Source organism: Belliella baltica DSM 15883, assembly GCF_000265405.1.
Taxonomy (GTDB): domain Bacteria; phylum Bacteroidota; class Bacteroidia; order Cytophagales; family Cyclobacteriaceae; genus Belliella; species Belliella baltica.
The window spans coordinates 2,178,939-2,196,217 of the sequence record NC_018010.1 but is presented as its reverse complement, the minus strand read 5'-3'; the positions used below and the strand labels follow the sequence as shown (position 1 = coordinate 2,196,217).

Below are 17,279 nucleotides of genomic sequence, written 5' to 3'. Positions count from 1 at the left end.
CCCTACTCCACCACTACGTTCTCTAACAAGATTTCAGAGAGTAATTCCAATTCACCTGCTTTATACAATGCTTCCATTTCTTCGACGGGAACAGTTTCATCAGCTGGCTTGTAGTTTTCGTAATCTTGAAGAATCAGGCCGCCGATTTCATGTTTTTTGATTGCTTTGCGGAAGCGAACTCCTCCACCATCTGTATGGTAGGAATAAGCCAAATAATCCACCAAAAAGGTTTCCTGATTGATCCAATATAAAAATTCATCATCGAAATCTTCGCCTCCACCCTCTTCAGAGAAAGTCACTTTGATCACATGGTATTTGTTACCATCCATTTCTGTTTCCCCCACAAGATTTTTGAAAACAGCAGGATCATTTAAGCCATAGGGCAAGTAAGCAAAGTAGGCTACAGAATTGACAGAATTAGTAAAAGCTTTCTCTCTTTTTTCTTCCAACTCAACTTTCTCCTCGTTTACAAACCGTGTAAATCCTGAGTTATTCAACACATCTTTCACTTGGCCTGTACTATCCGAAAATGACCTGATATATTCATAAGCAGATGGTGATTTGAATATTTGATAAGATCGATCTCGGAAGTCAAAACTGATTCTGGAAGACTCAAACTTGGTCCCCCCATGTGCGGCAATCGATTGATCAATGATTTTTTCAGCTTCCGATTTTGGATCACAGGAGAAGAGCAAAAATGCTCCCAGTAAATAAATTAAAGCGTATTTCATTTCAAGGGTAGATTAAGGTTTTTCGAAATTTAAGGAATCAATTTGTTAATTGATAGGTAATGATTGATTTAAGATAAAGATGATTCCCAAGACTATCAGAAGCAAAGACCTCTTTTTTTGCAGGAAAACTCATCCCTTTATAGTCCTGCATTTCAACATTATTTACAACCTCAAATTCATCTCTTATCTTTTGTTTATAAGCAATAAGTTGATAGGTTTCCGGTAGAAAATAGAGGTCTAGGTTTTTACCATCTTTCAACTCTACCGCAACAGTTTCAGCTACTCTATTATCTGAGAGATTGATTTTATTTTGATATAGTAGGCTTTTTGACATTGAAGAAAGTGTCATCGGCATAACCAAATCCAGATAGGCTAATTCCAATTCAGCTTTATTGCTTTTGAGAAATCCTGGATTCAGCACCTCATTTTCCCCCATCATATAGTTTACGTTTAAGCCATCAAAGGTCACTTTGTGAGTGATGCTATCTTTTTCCCAAGTATGCTTTGCTTCGAAATAAGGCTTGAGTCGGAACTCTTGAGAAAATATGATTTCGCTTGTTTCAAGACCTTCTGAATCATAATTGATCTGCTGCTTTTCTACAACAATACGCTCCAAATTTCCCCAATTGGATTTGGGGTCGTGATAGGAAATAGATGAGGCAATGATCTCTTTAGCCTGTTTTTCTGGTGATGGAGAGCAGGAAGAAGCATATACAAAAATAAATAAAACTACATAAATGACTTTATTCATCAGACTTAAATTATTTGAAGGTAAAGGGTAAGTGGTTGCTTTTTTCGACAGTTTGTAAATATAGTTGATTAAATTGAAATTTGAACTGTTCAATTGAAACGGAAATGAGCTCTGCTGGGGAGCAACTCATCAGGGATAAATTGACCGACGAAAATGAAAGGGAGGCGTTCGATTGTTGGACGTCTTTCTTTTTACCCATTTTCCGAGTGCTATGCCTTCAAAAACCCACATCATGCCGCGTATTCATTTGGTGTACAATAGTTCAGGGACTCGTGGGGTCTTTCTTGGTTGTAATCTTCTTTCCAGGGTTGAGTTACTTCATAGACATGATCCAATGAAAAGAATAAGTTAGCATCAAGAATGTCTTCGCGGTAAGTCCTGTTAAATCGCTCAACGATAGCGTTCTGTTGTGGCTTCCCTTTCTGGATTTTTATCCACTCTATATCGTTTTTGTCTAGCCAGATTTGAAATAAACACGATGTAAACTCTGGTCCATTGTCGGTTCTAATTCCTAAAGGTTTTCCGTGCTCAATAATGGTTCTTTCTAAGATTTCAATCACTTTTCTTGATGGAAGTGAGTAGTTTATGCCTATTTCTAGGCATTTTCGATTGTATTGATCGACAATATTGAGTGTTCTGAACTTTTTACCACTTGCCAGTGAATCAGACATGAAATCCATTGCCCATTCTACATTTGCAGCTAATGGTACTTCAATCGGATTTGCAGGATTATCAATGCGTCTTTTCTTCATTCGCTTATACAGTGAAAAACCTTCCTTTTCGTAAACACGTCTGATTTTTGCTGCTCCAATACCCGGATACTTCTTTTGCACTTTTACAATTACTTTTCTTCGCCCTAATCGACTCGTACCAATCACACTTGAAATAGCCTCTTTAACCACGACATCCTTCTCAGGCATTACTTTTTTGTAATACTTATTTGTTCTTGAGCAACTAACCAACTTACACGTCTTAGCATAACTTAACTTAGGAAAAACTTCTTGCACAAAAGTTAAGCATTGCTCCTTTTGATAAGACGTTACCACTTTTTTGAGTTAATCTCTTTAAGCACTTGGTTGTCTAAAGATAAATCTGCAACTAACCGCTTTAAGCGTGCATTTTCAGCCTCCAGCTCTTTAACGCGCTGTAGCTCAGACAATGTCATTCCGCCATATCGGCTCTTCCAATTGTAAAATGTTGGCTCTGAAATACCGAACTCGCGGCAGATCTCACTTACCTTTTTTCCCTCCTCTTGGGTTTTTAGCACTTTCAAGATCTGTGCTTCTGTAAACTTTGACTTTTTCATACTCTTTTTTGCTATTTATAAAGTTAAAACTCTATTTTTAACTTGTCGCAAAAAAGCAGCCCTTTACCACACGAGGATAAGAATTAGCCGAAATAAGAACCAAATTTTAGAATCAATTTTTAATAACATTTCAAAAATATAACTTCCTATACTACTTTAAGATCTTGTTTTTTTCAAGGATTACTACGAGATAAAGTATAGTATAGACTAGCAAAAGAATCGGCCATCTTTCATCTACACCAAAATCATCATAAGCATGATAAGACAAAAAGACAACGCAGGTCCAAATCAAGAACACTCTATCTTTGACCAAAATCCCCAATCCAAAACCCGGAATCAAATACCAAGGATGTACTGTCGTCTGAAAAAGTAAATAGATCAAATAAATCCACACGATGCGCAGTATCAAATCTGCTAAATTATCCTTTTTGACATGATAACTCACCCACAAAATCAAAAAGAGAGATACCATATTCAATAATGGCCCGAGGGTTTGAATTGGGTTGTAATCCAAGTAAAATCCAGAAATCCATCTGAGAAAATAGTAAATAGAGGCATTGAATTCAAAACTGCTTTGATACAACCTGAAGCTTTGCCAAAAATTCAAATAGGCTCCCTCAAAGAATAATGGGATAAATAACAGCACAATAACGAGCGCAGAAAGGAAAAGAAAAACCAGCCTATTTTTTCCACCAAGAAACTTCAGCAAGATAGGACCCAGCATTAAAGGGCTTAACTTCACTCCTACCGCCCATGTCCAAAATATTGAAGCCTTAGCTATTTTCAATTTACCCATGAAATATACCATTCCCAACAATCCGAATAACACCATTCCTTCAAAATGAAGATTACCCGTCAACTCCAAAATCACAAGTGGATTAAAAGCATACAAGAGGACTTTAGCCTTTGGAAGATTCCATTGCATTAGGATTTTAAGCAACAAAAGACAATTCAGGATTTCAAAAAGTAAGATAGCAAGTCGAAGAATCAGGATATTCATGCTCAAATCCTCTCCTCCCAATGCTGCTAACCAGAAAAATAGCTGATGCAAAGGAGGATAAACTGAATAATACCCACTTGAATTCATATGAGTCAATAGCTGATTCCAATACTCTGAATCACCGAATTTTAACAAATCAAATGCTTCTTGTGGAAGATAGAGATAGGGATTGATTCCATTTTTGATCAATTGTCCATCAAAAATAAATCTGTAAAAATCGTCTGATAAAACTGGTTCAGAAAACAAAAGTACAGCTCTCAAAAAAAAAGCAAAGATCAATCCTGTCTTTAAAGACAATTTCCAGCGATCAGCATTTTTCCAAATAAGAAGGTAAATGCCAAAACACAAAGCATAAAATCCCAGCTGAATAAAAAAGTCACTTCGATCAAAACAATAGCCAAAAAAAAATAGCGCTATTGAATAGATCAAAATGACCATGTAGAACTGTATGCTGTTTTTCAAAAAGAAGCTTTTAAAGTGTTTTGAATTATTTTTTATAGGGGACTATGACAAAAACTGTGTAAGTTGGTTTAGCTACTTACGAAGTTAAAGTTATACCTCGAAATTCTCTGTGTGATTTAGAAGAAATCGCACAGAGAATTTGAGGAACCCGCGGTAGGCGAATACCCGATCTGTGTGTGGACAATTTCTTACCTTTAACACACAGATTGCAAAAATGAAAAAAGAAGATCTATTAAATGATGATTTCCTCAAGCAGTTCAAGACTGCAGGGGAGCTCAATTCCTTTCTTCAACAGCTTCAGAAAAGAGCTGTCGAGAAAATGCTTGAAGGCGAGTTAGATGCCCATCTTGGTTATGAAAAGCATCAGAACTCCGATAATTCCAATTCAAGAAATGGCCATTCCAGCAAAACCATAAAGAACTCCTTTGGAGAAGCTGAAATCAAAGTCCCAAGAGACCGGGACGGCAGCTTTGAGCCTGCCCTTGTGCCCAAACGCAAAAGGATGGCAGAGGGCGTTGAAAACGTGATCATATCCATGTATGCTAAGGGAATGTCAAACCAGGACATCGAAGAGCAGATCCGGGAGCTTTATGACATCAATGTATCCACTTCCACCATCTCAAGGGTTACCAGTGCCGTAGCGGAGGATATTGTTGCATGGAGAAACAGGCCACTTGACCCTGTATACCTGATCGTTTGGATGGATGGTATATCCTTCAAAGTCAGGGAGAACTCCAAAGTAGTTAATAAGACCGTTTATATTGCTGTTGGCCTCAGAACTAATGGCCTCAAAGAGATACTCGGCCTTTGGCTTGGTAAGAATGAATCTTCCGCTTTTTGGATGGGGGTACTCACTGACCTGAAAGCCAGAGGGGTTGAAGATATTCTCATAACAGCAACTGATAACCTGAACGGGTTTACTGATACAATAAAGGCCTCTTTCCCTCAGTCCGTCACCCAGATATGTGTTGTCCATCAGATCAGAAATGCATGTAGATATGTCGTATGGAAAGACCGTAAGGCCTTTACAAGGGATATGAAGGAAATTTATACTGCCCCTACCAAGGAGGCTGCATGGGCTGCTCTTAACGATTTTGCCAAAAAATGGGACTCAAAATACTCCTATGCCATCAAAAGCTGGAGGGACAACTGGGACGAACTCACCGCCTTCTTCGATTACCCCGCTGAAATCCGTAAAATCATCTATACCACCAACCTGATTGAAAACCTGAATGGAAAGATCAGAAAATACACCAAAAACAAGCTCTCTTTTCCAACAGATGATGCTGTTATGAAGTCTGTTTTCCTCGCTGCAAGAGAAGCATCGAAAAAATGGACTATGCCCATTCGGGACTGGGGCACTATTCTTAACAGTTTCCTGCTTATATTTGGTGATAGGGTCAGGCTTCTTGAAACCTGACCATAAAATCATAATTTAAAGTTTACACACTTATCGGGATAGTGTCTTTTATAGTTGGCTTCAATGATCTTAATTGCTAACTAGATCTCGTCCTTAAGAATAGTTGACAATTTTTAGTTGATTTTTTTTAGCTATTCAATTGCCCCTTCAGGGCATTGATTCTCGACTCTTACTTCGTCCCTCCTTCATCTTCACCCCTCATCCTTTGTCTAATGTCTTGCGTCTTGCGTCTTGTGTCTTACATCTCACTTCTCGCATCTCACTTCTCGCATCTCGCATCTCGTCTCTCGCTTCTCGAATCTCACTTCTCACATCTCCTCAATCATTCCTTCAATTTCAACTCTTCCCTCAAAAATTCATCCTCCACCTCATTTCTCGTCCAATAATCAAGCACCTTCACTGCTTTTCTCCGAGCTTTGGTGACTTCTTTCTGACCATTGGATTTGGTTTGGCTTTCTTCCCAAGCCATGATTTCATGAGGGAATTCTTTCTCGAAATCAATTTTCAAGACACGAGCCCCAGAACTATAAGTGAGCTCAAGCTGTTTGCGATCATTGCTGATATCTTGCACTCTGATAAATGCCTCTTCTGCCGCCAATTCCTGATGGGAAAAGCGCTGATAAAATAAAGATGGAAACATCATGACACTCCCAATAGGAATTTCATTTGGTGAAATTCGGATCAAATTCCATAAATCATCCTCCGCCAAACCTGTCAAACTGATAGATTGATCTCCTTCTTTTTCGAAATAAGAGAATAACTTTCCTGAATAGGAATCTTCACCATTCAGATTAAGCTGGGTGAAACTCTGTCCACACCACTCCTGAACTGATGACGTAAATTTCAGTCCTTGCGATTTTTCTTTGATAGGGGTAAAAGCAGACAGCATCATATGATAGGGATAGATCCCCGTAACAAAATCTCTAGTCTGATTCATCTTCAACACAGAAATCTTATCTTTTCCTGCTTCCTCAGGATTGTCTAGCTTCACTTGCTTTTTTCTGGAAAAATCTTCCGTCACAAATATCAATACCGCCTCTCCTTCTCTCGCTTCACCATATCGATATTGCTCTAAATCAAAACTGCTGATTTCAGCTTTCCCCTGAAACCAATACTTCCCCCACTCTTCAAAATTAATATTTTCACGCTGAGGCGCTTTTGAACAAGAAAAGCTGATGGTGGCAATCAAAAAAAGAATAGTGAGTGATTTTTTCATAACATATAGTTTTTATTCGCACTCTAATTTATGATTAATAATTATATGATTATACTTCTTTTCAATTCAAACTATTTATACGCTTTTGTAACTCTGCCATTCTCTTCAAGAGCATTTCAAACTTCAAAGCCTCTCCATAAATCATAAACTTGGTCATTTCTGAATAGTCATTTTCATACTCTTTTAATACAGTGTCGGGTGGTATAATTTTGATTTTATCGGGAGTATGGTTGCCATAATCGAGTCCACGAAGTGTATTGAATTTCTTCCTGTGTAGAGCGATATTCTTGTAAAGTTCTTTGTCTTGAAGTGCTGATATACCGTGTTGAGTATCCATTAATCTCTCTAAATCATACAAATGCCTCGAAAGTCTGTCTATTCGAATTTTTTCAGACTCTTGCGAAAATTCTTCATGAAGTAAAAATATCTTTTCAAGGAAAGTTCGTTGGGGTAGAACTGCAGAAATTGTAAAAGCATCTGTTACAAAATTTAACTTTGGAAAATTTACACTTAGAATAGAATTGATTTCACGTTTCTCTGTCGGCTCCATCAATGATCGAGAGCTTATTTCAATCAAAACTCTTTGTGGCAAGTATTCCGAAGTATCAGTTATTGAATTGTAATGAATTTCAATTACCTGTGGGTCTTTGTCTGAATCTGTTACAGGCTGAGCAAAGAGCTTACATTCTGTTATTGCTCCCCATTCCGTCAAAATCCGAGTTAAATCTTTCAGAAAATCTATTGAAATGAATTCACAAGATTTTTTCCTAAGTTTTCTTATTTGTGTTTTACTAATGTCTCCTTCAAATCCGAAAAATTTACGGTCAATTGCCAAGTCAATATCTTCTGAAAATCGCTCTATCAAATCCCATCCCTTACTCAAAGAAGTTCCACCTTTGAATACAATATTTTTGCTGTAAGGTAAAGAAAATGAAGCATTCAAACATAATGAAACCCACCAATCTTTCTCAATGGCAATGGCTGGCAAACCTGTTAATTCTGTTGCCTGATTGAGAATTTCAATCCTTCTTTCCTTTGATAGTGTTAGCCAATTTGTATTCATTATTATAAGTTCCTCAATGCAATTCAATTACTTGCATTAATATTTTGTTGATCCAGGCAGGGGATAGTTTCGCATCGTTTATGATGTTCTCTTTCTTTTCTTTCCTTAAAATGGCTTGGATTTTTTCTATTGTTTTTTCATCTACCGTATTTTGACCAATGGTTTTGAGTGCCTGAATAGCCAAACCGCTTATTTCTCCTTTTACTAAAAGATTCTTCGGGCTTGTTTTTTTAAATGTAATAGTTCGCTTGCCAACTTTAACGGTTCTTGCAGCCCCATCAGATAAGTAAACCACTTTCATTGGAACTTGAGTAGATAAACCCAATTTATTCAACGCTTGAACACCTGTAGGGACAATTCTAGCTTTATCCCGTCTTGCAATTGCTTTAGCTATTTCTTCGGTAGATGGAAAGAGAACACCAAGTTCTTTGTCAAATTTTGGATATAGATAAATACCATGAGCCAATCGGACAAGAATTTCCTTTTCCTTCAATCGTAATAAAGCTTTCTTAACGCTTTCAGGATTACCATAATCTAAGAAATCGTCCACAAAGAGAACGCTACCCTTTGTGAAGGTTTTCAATAATTCTGCTATTCTATTTTCTACTTGTGGTCTTTCCATTGATTCAATTTCGTCCCAAATTTAGTAAATATATGGGACAAAAATGGTAGTAAACTATAATAAGTTGAGATGTTTAATTTGAGGTAAGTATTGTTCTAATTAAATACAAAGGCATTGGTTGAAAAGTAAATTGCATTAATCTTCTTCTATTAACAATTCATCTGACTTACGGACATCAATGAAGAATGATCCTACTTAATGGCAAATCCTTCTTAGCGCTCGATAATCGGTCTTTCTAAACTTGCTCCCATAAATTTCATTCAATATTCCAGTTTTTGATAGTTGGCAGTTCTGCTTCTTTTATACCCAAATTCACTTTCGTCAACGGGTTGAGGCTAGTTTTTAATTCATCCAGATTGAGTTTCAAATTCAGGTTTTCTACAATAGCTCCAAGCAATGCCCTTACTCTAGCCGGATAAAACAATGCATATTGAATTATTTCTTTTCTCTCTTTTGTGGTTAAATCTTTTATTAAAAAACCCATACGCCTTACTGCCTGTACAACTGAGCAATCGGGAATTCTTTTAATGTCTTTTAAGGCATCCAAATAACCTAACAATTGATAGTTTTGCTCTGTTATATTAACATAACTTTTTACCGAACTTACTTTTAACGCTCCGATATTTATTTTGATTAGATTACCCCTTGTGGCTACTTTTATTTTAAAAGCCATTTGTGTGGTTAATCCCAATCTGTTATATAAAGAAAAGCCTGTTTCATACGCTACACGTTTACCATCTTCAAATAAGTACCTTTTTAATAATTCATTACTATCAGGTCCCAATTCTCCAAATATGGTCTTACGTGGAATATAAAATAGGCCTTTAGATACCTTTTTTATAGTCCCATTCTTTTGTAAACGCTCCAAAGCCTTGGCAGCACTGAAAAAATCATTGGCTTCAATACCCAAATCTGCATAACCAAAAGGTTGACCTTCGGGAATGCGTTCAATGGATTTTCGTATCTGCTCAGCTACTTTCACTCTTCAAAAGTAGTTACTTTAATTTAAATGTCAAGTTTTTAACATTAAAAACTTGACATTATGAATAAATAATTGTTTGTAATTGTGAGTTTTCTTTCGTCGGTGTGAAAGCGGATATTTAAATTGCTATTTCAAATTGCTGGGGAAGCGGTTTGATAATGAAAAATCTGCTTAGATTAAAGGGTTTTCAATTCTTGGTAAATGGTACTTTACGTTTTCGGGCTTTGCGTTCGGGCGGGTTTCGGAGCACAAAACTGTCAACCTGCACTGAACTTGAATAGATGCACAAAGCCCCAAGTTTGCACGTCACCCCGCCTGACGCAAAACCCGTGTTATGTGCTTGTGCCTTTGTCATACTTTTAGTTTCAAAAAATACAAGTCGTTTATATTGTCCCACGAAAAAGCATAATCATTGTTTAATGTAATGTCCTGTCCGTATGGTTTGTCTGTTTTGTATTGTAAGTTAGTTCCTGCTTTATAACTTTTCCCATTTCTGAAGTCAAAGTCTGACGTATCTGGTGAATAATTGTCTTGATTGTAATAGTGTGAATGGTCTGTCGCAAGAATAAAATAACAAATGTCTATGCCGTGTTTCTTGTATAATTCAAGGTTTGAAATGTCTTTGAAAACGTCATATCTGTTATTAGGTTCTCTGTGATTTTCTTTTTTGAAAAACTTCAATTCTATTGCGACTGTGGTTGTGCTATTGTCGTCCTGATATTTAATTAGTAAATCCACTCTTGCTCTGTCCGATTTGCTTTTAATACTTGTTTCGTTAAGCGAAATGTAAGTTTCAAATTCAAGATGAAATTTGTCAGCAAGTCTAAATTCATAGAGTTGGCCTAATGTTTTTAAAATGTGTCCAAACTCTAACTGAAAAGAGCTTTCATTTCGTGCTGTTAGTCCGCCAAAGGCAAGTTTATGAGTTAGCAGTCTGTATGCAGTTTCAATGATTTCTTCTGTCAGCCTTGTTTGGTTTTCTTTCTTCATTTGTCAATGTCTAAATGTAGTTCGTAGCGGTCTTTTGGCATAGCACATAACGGTTTTCTTCACGCAACCATTGCGCTATTTGTTCCATATGGAATGTATTGCACAACTGTTGCGTATATTTTTAAATTATCTAAACATAAAACTACCACTTTCTTCACTCTAAAAAAATACCTACTACTGAGTATATTTGATAAAAAATGACACTTTACCAATACTTATAAATCGTCCAAAGAATTTTATATCCTGCTCCGAATACTCCTTTCACCGTTCCACTTACTTTTGAGACGCCTATGCGCTTTCTGTAATCTACGGGGATTTCTGTGGTTTTGAGGCCTGACTGGGCGGCTTTGTATTCAGATAGGTCAGTATCTACAATATTTACTACCTAAGGCATAAAGTACTGTTAATGTTCATGCCCAACAATTCTTTCGCCTTTAAAAAAGATATCTTGTTTGATAGCAGGTTTACCTTGTTCCAAAGCGGTAAAGATTTTTTCAAAATGTTGGTCGTTCAATTGTAGTTTCGACTCAATGCTCTCTACTCTTTGCAAAAGCCCTGTATGATAGCCAATACTTTTCTCATTTCTACAAAGGCATTCATAATTTGTATACTTACCCTTATGGCTTTTTCGCTTCGCAATACTGCTGAAAGCATGGCAACACCTTGTTCGGTGAAAGCATAGGGTAAATATTTTAAGATTTTCCCTTGTTTAGTTCCAGAAATATTCAAGGTCACAATTTGTGATTTTGAATTTGAAGTCACCAAATGTGATCTCAAGTCTTTAATCTCAACCTCGGTTAATTGAAACCTAAATTTTTCAGGAAAGCGATAAATATTTCTTTTTACTGCTTGATTAAATACGCGCGTTTCAATATCATACATTTCTGCCAAATCACGGTCAAGCATCACTTGAACACCACGAATGGTGAAAATTAAATCCTCAACTTCAATTAAATTGTACTTATTTAACTCTTTATTTGTAAAGTGATAAATTTTTGTGATCGGTCGCAATTTGCGACCAGTTCATTTTTCTCGGTATCCGATAAATAGAATCTGAAATGGGCAGAAAATCTTGTAATACTTCTTTTTACCTGCTCGTTCAATCTTTTTACTTCAACTTCATACAGTTGGGCCAAACCCAGATCTAACATCACTTACAGGCCTTGAAAAGTGAATATTCTGCTTTCTATGATTTGTGTGGTTGCTAATTCTATTCTTTATTAATCAAGTGGAAAACCTAATTCTTTAAAAACTTGTGCTAAATCATTTTTGCTTTCCGTCTTGACTTACAGTAGTTCTGTAAAATCAACTTTTTTAGCAGTCATTTTATCGTCAAATTCTATGTTTTAAAACGTGATTCAGCTTGGAAATGGCGGGCCTGTCTGCCTCCAGGCAGGCTGTATCCAAGGTGATATTGTGGTGATCCCGCTAAAGCGGGACAGGCTGTGATTTTTATTCTTGTGAAATGAATTCAGCCCAAGTAACTATTTTTGTCTTCTCTATCTTCCCTAATACTAATAAGTCAGAATCTCCTGTTACTAAGAAATCTGCTTTACCATCAACCGAAAGACTCAATAAGAAATTATCTTTTGGATCCCTACATTCATTGATTTTTGATTCCACCCTTATTAATTCTCCAAAAGTTTCAATTTGGTTCAGAAGTGCTTTGATATCTGATTTTTTAAAAAATCTTTTGAATTTGGGCCTTTCTGAAACCTCTAAAAACTCTTCAAGCAATTCTTGCGAAAAAATCAGTGTTACTACCCCAGATTCAAGAAGGATATCCAATTCCTTTTGTCTTTTGGAGATCAAAAAACTTATCCACAGATTAGTATCCAGAATTACCCTTCTATTTTTCATACCGGGCTTTGCGGACTGCTTCAACCTCTTTAGTAATTTCTTCTAAACTTGGGGCTTCATCTAACTTACTCCTGAATTTTTTCAATACTTCAGAAAAAGCATTCTCAGATTTGTCTTTCTTAATCCTTATCAAATCCAAATTTGCCAAATCTTTCAAAAGGGCTTTGGCCTTAGGATTCAATATATCAACTCTAATAGTTTCCATATTTTTAATCTTTCTTAAAGATACGAATTTTTTAAATCGGTGGTCATTTTATCATGCACCACAACGTTTTGGCGCTTGGCGCAGTGGCGGATTTCGGAGCACCAAACTGTCAATACACCACAAAAGTTGATGCGAGGTAGAATGTTCAATTAACCACATCACCCGCCATTGAGCCAAACGCCTGTTGTAAAACGTTATTTCTCCCAAAATTCAATTTTATAGAGATAACTTGTTTTAGTAAATTCTGAAAATTCTCCACCTAAACTTATTTTATTTCCACCGAATTTCGCTAGAGTACTTGAATTTATTCCAAAATCATTCTCAACATTAAATTCAATTTCAAAAGTCGAAATATCTCTGTCAATCCTGATGTCTTGCATTTTTCTCCAAGTTTGTTCGGTTAGCAGCCATTTCGATTCAATTTTTTCAATTTTGTGCTTTGGTTTAGGAAAAGAAAAGTGTCCTTTCATTTTTAGTAGGCTGTTTGAATCTCGCTTAAAACTATTCTCAATTTCTGTTTCTGTGGGTCCAGAGTTTTGAGCTAACCCTATGTTGAATTTTATTATTTGACCATTTTGGCGCATTTCAGTCATTGTACATTCCTTGACACCTAAAATTGAACACATATCTATAAAAAAGCTCAATTTAGACTGGTACATATCATTATGAAATGATGATATCGGCACATATCTATTCGGGTCCATTTCTGAAGTCCCATATACATTTCCGTCTATTGGATGTCCCACAGGGAATCCCAAAGTTTTTCGGGCTTCATTGATTTCAATGAATGGAGGAAGATATTCTGAAGGATTGAAAAGTATGTTATAATTATAAACTAAAGAAAAGGGAAAAGAAAAAATAGTAAAAGGATTTGGAAGTACTTTCCTTACATATTTTTCTTTACTACTTATCATTACAATGTTCCTATCATAGACTGGGTCATTTTTAGTTCTGATAGGATAAAATACACTTCTTTTGTCTTTCATTTGTATGATTTTATAATGTTTTACAACGGTCAAGTATAAGAGCAGTAGCGGATTTCAAGGCGATTACCTGACTGCCACAACGAAATTTTATTAAATGTACAGACTTTGATTTTACCACTTCACCCGCTATTGCTCTTATACAATGTGTGTGCCTTGAATGGTGAATATAGGTCAAAAAGTTGACCGTTCCAACGGGTGAGAGTCCCTTAAGCGCGGGGGTAACGTCCCGAAGCCAAGCAAGTGGCAAGCTGGTTTGCCGTGAGGCATGCAGTGAAGTAAGCCAGACTGCGGTGTCTGTACTGACGAACAGAAACCATATACGGAGGCTATGAGGTCGGATGAGGTGACACAGCACACCGAAGTCCCAACCTTCCACAAGGAAGGAAGTACCAAAGTAGTAGATATGGCAGGGATAGACACAAGGATATTCATCTTACCGAGGGAGGTCTCTGGGTGTCGGGAACACCTAAGAGAAGTCAGCCGAGGTCGTAGTAGTTGCCGGTAACGAGCTGTAAGAGCTACAGAGGTCTCACTGGGCAGCGAAGGACTGAACATTGGATTACGTCCAAATTCGATAAGGAGCAACTTTTGGGGTAGCCTTATCTTAAGCAGGACCGAGCGTATAGAAATCTTCCTGTGGAAGATTTTAGTGAGGGGCCGGCATGCAGGGGAGGGTTAACAGTTTAACAATGATAGAAAAAGTACTCAACCGTAAGAACCTTTACAAAGCATACCGACAGGTGGTGCGGAACAAGGGTTCGGCAGGGGTGGACGGCATGAAGGTCACCGAACTGCTTTCCTTTCTGGAAAGCAACAGGGATAGGATTGCCACATCCATCCTCAACCACAGTTATGTACCCAAACCTATCAAAGGGGTCGAGATACCCAAGAGTAACGGAAAGACAAGATTGCTCGGAGTTCCCACAGTAGTGGACAGATGGCTCCAACAGGCGTTAAGCCAAGTGCTGATGACTAAATACGAACTTACGTTCGAGGAACACAGCTACGGCTTCCGTCCCGAAAAGAACATCCATAAGGCGGTAACACAAGCCCTGAAAAACATCAATGATGGTCCCGATAGCTATCGGGAGATATTGTGGACATCGACCTTAAGGGATTCTTTGACGAGGTTGACCACTCGGTTCTACTTCAATTGATCTACCAACGGGTAAAATGTCCGACTACCCTAAGGCTTATCAGAAAGTGGCTGCGTGCACCAATCCAGATCAACGGAAAACTGCACAGGCGTAGAAAAGGCGTTCCGCAAGGATCGCCACTCAGCCCACTACTGTCCAACATCCTTCTGGACTTATTGGACAAGGAACTGGAACGGAGAAACCTGAAATACGTCCGATATGCAGATGATTTCAGCATTTACACCAAGTCAAAGAAGGAAGCCAGAAAAGTGGGTAACGAGATCTACCTTTTTCTAAAGGAAAAACTCAGACTTCCCATAAACAGGGAGAAAAGCGGCATCCGAAGACCGTCCAATTTTGAAATGTTGGGTCATGCATTTGTTCCAACCTACCAAAAAGGAGTCAAAGGAAAATATCAGTTGGTGGTGAAGAAAAACAGCTGGGACTCACTGAAACGTAAGCTCAAGCAGATCACCAAGAAAACCAAACCCTACAGTTTTGAGGAAAGACTCAAAAAGATGGCAGAGGTATGGCGGGGATGGGTAAACAATTACCGTCTTGCCAGTATCTCCGCAAAGCTGAAATCACTCGACGAGTGGCTGAGAAACCGACTTCGATACTGTATTTGGTCCCGATAGCTATCGGGAGAAGAAACCCGAGCGGAAACGTAAAAACCTGATCAGATTGGGAGTGGACCAAGACCATGCATATGCATGGAAGGACTGAGCGTATAGAAAATGTCCAGTGGACATTTTTAGCGAAGGGCCAGGCCGCGGGAAGGCAGAAAGGGGGATGGGCTGTTGCCCAGAGTCCGATTCTGATCACTACGATAACTTTGTCACGACTAAGAAGAAAAGGTTATGAATCCATGCTTTCTTATTACCTCAAATCGCAACCTACAATCCAGTGAACCGCCGTATACAGCCTGCCCCGAACTTGATTCGGGGAGACCCGTACGTACGGTGGTGGGTCGTGTACTGAAATAGGTTGACACAATTTTACTAGAAATTGTAAACCTATAATCGGACAAAATGCGAAAGACAGAAAAATTCTCTGAGGAGGCAAAGAGAAAAATTGTTATGGAAGTACTATCAGGTACTTTGACTAAAGAACAAGCAAGGCATGTTTATGGAATTAAAAGTAAATCCGCTATCTTGGAATGGATGAGGATTTTTGCTGGTTTAGAAAGGAGAGTTCCTAAGGACCCTCTTCCGATATTAAGAAACATGTCAGAAAAACAGGATTCCAACAACGAGTTAAAAGCTCGTATTAAGCAACTTGAAGAAGAGTTGAAGCTTAGCCAGTTAAAGGGCAGGGCATATCAGATCATGGTCGATATTGCCAAAGAAGAATATGGGCTGGATCTTGAAAAAAAGTCTGGTGCCAAGCAGTTCAAAGACTCAAAGAAGAAGAGCCAAGGATAAGCTTGGCTCAACTTTGTGGATTGTTTGGCAAGAGCAGACAAGGTTACTATAAAGGTATCAATAATGTTTGTAAAGAGGCATTTGAGGAAGATTTGGTGCTAAGTTTTGTTCTCAAGATCAGGAAGAAGGCTAAAACATCCAGGTGGGGGTTGAGAAAAATGTATTCTTTGATAAAGAAAGATTTAACCCTACATAAAATCAAGATAGGCAGAGATAAACTGTTTGATCTGCTTCGTATGAACGGATTATTAGTTACTAAGAGAAAAAGGAGGTTTTTCACTACCCAGAGCCATCATTGGCTAAGGAAGTACCATAATCTTGTTGAAAATATGGTTGTCTCAAGACCCAACCAGTTATGGGTCTCCGATATTACCTATGTCGAGCTTAACAGGGAAGTCATGTATCTGTATCTTATTACAGATGCTTATTCCCAGAAAATAGTGGGCTGGAATCTTTCTTTTGACCTGAAGGCTGAATCGGCGCTTGATGCCCTAAAAATGGCTTTTCAATCTCAGAAATACATTGAACCATACTCCCTGATTCATCACTCAGACCGTGGGGTACAGTACTGCAGTTATGATTACACGGACCTTTTAAAAAAGAAAAAAGTCTGGATCAGTATGACGAAGCCTGCCTCCCCACATGAAAATGCCATAGCAGAAAGAGTAAACGGTATTCTTAAAGAAGAGTGGTTGGATGATATTGCTAGAGAACAAGGTGTCAATGCACAAAAATATATAAGTCAGATCATCAAAATCTATAATGATATGAGACCGCACGAAGGACTGGGGAGTAATCTTACGCCAAACCAAGTACATGACGAAGGTTTTCTAAGGCATGATACCGAACGCGTTATTGGGAATAAGTACAGCTGGAAAAAGAAGACCGAACCTGTTAAGATCCGGTCTGAAAATAGCAACACTATCGGACCAAACGACTATTCCTTGGCAAGTTGCTCCTCAGCAGAGCTTGCCTCCGCTTCATCGTGGTATTGTAAGTTATCCCAAACTTCTTAGAAATTGAAATACTAACTATATTTGAACAATAAAAGTGTCAACCATTTTCAGGACGAGACAGTGTGAGAGGCGCACCGTGAGCTTATGGCTCACGGCCGTCTACTCGATT

At 38.0% G+C, this 17,279-nt stretch carries 20 protein-coding genes and 1 pseudogene; 5 read left to right on the top strand and 16 right to left on the bottom strand.

What is annotated here, in order from left to right:
* Positions 1–2 precede the first annotated feature (2 nt).
* The 5 genes from BELBA_RS10190 to BELBA_RS10170 all read right to left on the bottom strand — a co-directional run bounded on the left by BELBA_RS10190 (position 3) and on the right by BELBA_RS10170 (position 4,250).
* On the bottom strand, positions 3–731 hold the full coding sequence (locus tag BELBA_RS10190; RefSeq protein WP_014772609.1) for a DUF6503 family protein: 729 nt from the start codon (positions 729–731) through the stop codon (positions 3–5).
* Positions 732–768: 37 nt separating this feature from the next.
* Complete coding sequence (locus BELBA_RS10185; protein WP_014772608.1) at positions 769–1,482, bottom strand: hypothetical protein; 714 nt, start codon at positions 1,480–1,482, stop codon at positions 769–771.
* Between the two features lie 230 nt (positions 1,483–1,712).
* Entirely contained in the window at positions 1,713–2,489 is a 777-nt protein-coding gene (locus BELBA_RS10180) for an IS3 family transposase (protein ID WP_041779522.1), read from the bottom strand.
* Positions 2,490–2,521: 32 nt separating this feature from the next.
* Positions 2,522–2,788: a transposase gene (locus BELBA_RS10175; protein WP_014771625.1), complete on the bottom strand. Its 267-nt coding sequence runs from the start codon at positions 2,786–2,788 to the stop codon at positions 2,522–2,524.
* A 151-nt stretch (positions 2,789–2,939) separates the two neighbouring features.
* Complete coding sequence (locus tag BELBA_RS10170) at positions 2,940–4,250, bottom strand: MptA/MptB family glycosyltransferase (RefSeq protein WP_211208388.1); 1,311 nt, start codon at positions 4,248–4,250, stop codon at positions 2,940–2,942.
* A 214-nt stretch (positions 4,251–4,464) separates the two neighbouring features.
* Between BELBA_RS10170 and BELBA_RS10165 the strand changes: the two genes are divergently transcribed.
* Complete coding sequence (locus BELBA_RS10165; RefSeq protein ID WP_014771736.1) at positions 4,465–5,670, top strand: IS256 family transposase; 1,206 nt, start codon at positions 4,465–4,467, stop codon at positions 5,668–5,670.
* A 322-nt stretch (positions 5,671–5,992) separates the two neighbouring features.
* Here BELBA_RS10165 and BELBA_RS10160 read toward each other — a convergent pair whose 3' ends face one another.
* The 11 genes and pseudogenes from BELBA_RS10160 to BELBA_RS10120 form a co-directional block, all read right to left on the bottom strand.
* Entirely contained in the window at positions 5,993–6,886 is an 894-nt protein-coding gene (locus tag BELBA_RS10160; RefSeq protein WP_014772606.1) for a hypothetical protein, read from the bottom strand.
* Between the two features lie 61 nt (positions 6,887–6,947).
* Entirely contained in the window at positions 6,948–7,949 is a 1,002-nt protein-coding gene (locus BELBA_RS10155) for a nucleotidyl transferase AbiEii/AbiGii toxin family protein (protein WP_014772605.1), read from the bottom strand.
* 13 nt (positions 7,950–7,962) lie between these two features.
* Positions 7,963–8,571 carry a DUF6088 family protein gene (locus BELBA_RS10150; RefSeq protein ID WP_014772604.1) on the bottom strand — a complete coding sequence of 203 codons (609 nt, stop codon included), beginning with the start codon at positions 8,569–8,571 and terminating at the stop codon, positions 7,963–7,965.
* Between the two features lie 256 nt (positions 8,572–8,827).
* A complete protein-coding gene (locus tag BELBA_RS10145) occupies positions 8,828–9,553 on the bottom strand; it encodes a DUF6088 family protein (RefSeq protein ID WP_014772603.1) in 726 nt (241 codons plus the stop codon).
* 351 nt (positions 9,554–9,904) lie between these two features.
* On the bottom strand, positions 9,905–10,543 hold the full coding sequence (locus BELBA_RS10140; RefSeq protein WP_014772602.1) for a hypothetical protein: 639 nt from the start codon (positions 10,541–10,543) through the stop codon (positions 9,905–9,907).
* Positions 10,544–10,748: 205 nt separating this feature from the next.
* Positions 10,749–10,898: pseudogene (locus BELBA_RS20155) on the bottom strand (glycosyltransferase family 2 protein); the annotation flags it as partial.
* A gap of 182 nt (positions 10,899–11,080) precedes the next feature.
* Positions 11,081–11,554 carry an ORF6N domain-containing protein gene (locus tag BELBA_RS10135; RefSeq protein ID WP_052307624.1) on the bottom strand — a complete coding sequence of 158 codons (474 nt, stop codon included), beginning with the start codon at positions 11,552–11,554 and terminating at the stop codon, positions 11,081–11,083.
* Positions 11,509–11,694: an ORF6N domain-containing protein gene (locus BELBA_RS20485; protein WP_083833698.1), complete on the bottom strand. Its 186-nt coding sequence runs from the start codon at positions 11,692–11,694 to the stop codon at positions 11,509–11,511. Before BELBA_RS20485 ends, BELBA_RS10135 begins: the two co-directional genes overlap by 46 nt.
* Positions 11,695–11,995: 301 nt before the next feature.
* Positions 11,996–12,403, bottom strand: a complete 408-nt coding sequence (locus BELBA_RS10130) for a putative toxin-antitoxin system toxin component, PIN family (RefSeq protein ID WP_014772601.1) — start codon at positions 12,401–12,403, stop codon at positions 11,996–11,998.
* Positions 12,393–12,608: a hypothetical protein gene (locus BELBA_RS10125; protein WP_014772600.1), complete on the bottom strand. Its 216-nt coding sequence runs from the start codon at positions 12,606–12,608 to the stop codon at positions 12,393–12,395. The genes BELBA_RS10130 and BELBA_RS10125 overlap by 11 nt, the downstream gene beginning before the upstream one ends.
* Before the next feature lie 194 nt (positions 12,609–12,802).
* Positions 12,803–13,594, bottom strand: a complete 792-nt coding sequence (locus BELBA_RS10120; RefSeq protein WP_014772599.1) for a hypothetical protein — start codon at positions 13,592–13,594, stop codon at positions 12,803–12,805.
* 689 nt (positions 13,595–14,283) lie between these two features.
* On the opposite strand from BELBA_RS10120, the gene BELBA_RS20340 reads away from it, so the two are divergent.
* The 4 genes from BELBA_RS20340 (at position 14,284) to BELBA_RS10105 (ending at position 17,170) form a co-directional block, all read left to right on the top strand.
* Positions 14,284–14,751 (top strand): reverse transcriptase family protein, encoded by a 468-nt coding sequence (locus BELBA_RS20340; protein WP_280956308.1) that lies wholly within the window; start codon positions 14,284–14,286, stop codon positions 14,749–14,751.
* On the top strand, positions 14,691–15,368 hold the full coding sequence (locus BELBA_RS20335) for a reverse transcriptase domain-containing protein (protein ID WP_280956307.1): 678 nt from the start codon (positions 14,691–14,693) through the stop codon (positions 15,366–15,368). Before BELBA_RS20340 ends, BELBA_RS20335 begins: the two co-directional genes overlap by 61 nt.
* A gap of 393 nt (positions 15,369–15,761) precedes the next feature.
* Complete coding sequence (locus tag BELBA_RS10110; RefSeq protein ID WP_014770964.1) at positions 15,762–16,154, top strand: hypothetical protein; 393 nt, start codon at positions 15,762–15,764, stop codon at positions 16,152–16,154.
* 2 nt (positions 16,155–16,156) lie between these two features.
* Positions 16,157–17,170, top strand: a complete 1,014-nt coding sequence (locus tag BELBA_RS10105; RefSeq protein ID WP_014771252.1) for an IS3 family transposase — start codon at positions 16,157–16,159, stop codon at positions 17,168–17,170.
* Positions 17,171–17,279: the final 109 nt, after the last annotated feature.

What these genes read in the sequence shown, in the direction of transcription:
- BELBA_RS10190 (WP_014772609.1), bottom strand. Translation starts at nt 731, where the DNA reads ATGAAATACGCTTTAATTTATTTACTGGGAGCATTTTTGCTCTTCTCC.
- BELBA_RS10185 (WP_014772608.1), bottom strand. Translation starts at nt 1,482, where the DNA reads ATGAATAAAGTCATTTATGTAGTTTTATTTATTTTTGTATATGCTTCT.
- BELBA_RS10175 (WP_014771625.1), bottom strand. Translation starts at nt 2,788, where the DNA reads ATGAAAAAGTCAAAGTTTACAGAAGCACAGATCTTGAAAGTGCTAAAA.
- BELBA_RS10165 (WP_014771736.1), top strand. Translation starts at nt 4,465, where the DNA reads ATGAAAAAAGAAGATCTATTAAATGATGATTTCCTCAAGCAGTTCAAG.
- BELBA_RS10160 (WP_014772606.1), bottom strand. Translation starts at nt 6,886, where the DNA reads ATGAAAAAATCACTCACTATTCTTTTTTTGATTGCCACCATCAGCTTT.
- BELBA_RS10155 (WP_014772605.1), bottom strand. Translation starts at nt 7,949, where the DNA reads ATGAATACAAATTGGCTAACACTATCAAAGGAAAGAAGGATTGAAATT.
- BELBA_RS10150 (WP_014772604.1), bottom strand. Translation starts at nt 8,571, where the DNA reads ATGGAAAGACCACAAGTAGAAAATAGAATAGCAGAATTATTGAAAACC.
- BELBA_RS10140 (WP_014772602.1), bottom strand. Translation starts at nt 10,543, where the DNA reads ATGAAGAAAGAAAACCAAACAAGGCTGACAGAAGAAATCATTGAAACT.
- BELBA_RS20485 (WP_083833698.1), bottom strand. Translation starts at nt 11,694, where the DNA reads ATGTTAGATCTGGGTTTGGCCCAACTGTATGAAGTTGAAGTAAAAAGA.
- BELBA_RS10130 (WP_014772601.1), bottom strand. Translation starts at nt 12,403, where the DNA reads ATGAAAAATAGAAGGGTAATTCTGGATACTAATCTGTGGATAAGTTTT.
- BELBA_RS10125 (WP_014772600.1), bottom strand. Translation starts at nt 12,608, where the DNA reads ATGGAAACTATTAGAGTTGATATATTGAATCCTAAGGCCAAAGCCCTT.
- BELBA_RS10120 (WP_014772599.1), bottom strand. Translation starts at nt 13,594, where the DNA reads ATGAAAGACAAAAGAAGTGTATTTTATCCTATCAGAACTAAAAATGAC.
- BELBA_RS20340 (WP_280956308.1), top strand. Translation starts at nt 14,284, where the DNA reads ATGATAGAAAAAGTACTCAACCGTAAGAACCTTTACAAAGCATACCGA.
- BELBA_RS10110 (WP_014770964.1), top strand. Translation starts at nt 15,762, where the DNA reads ATGCGAAAGACAGAAAAATTCTCTGAGGAGGCAAAGAGAAAAATTGTT.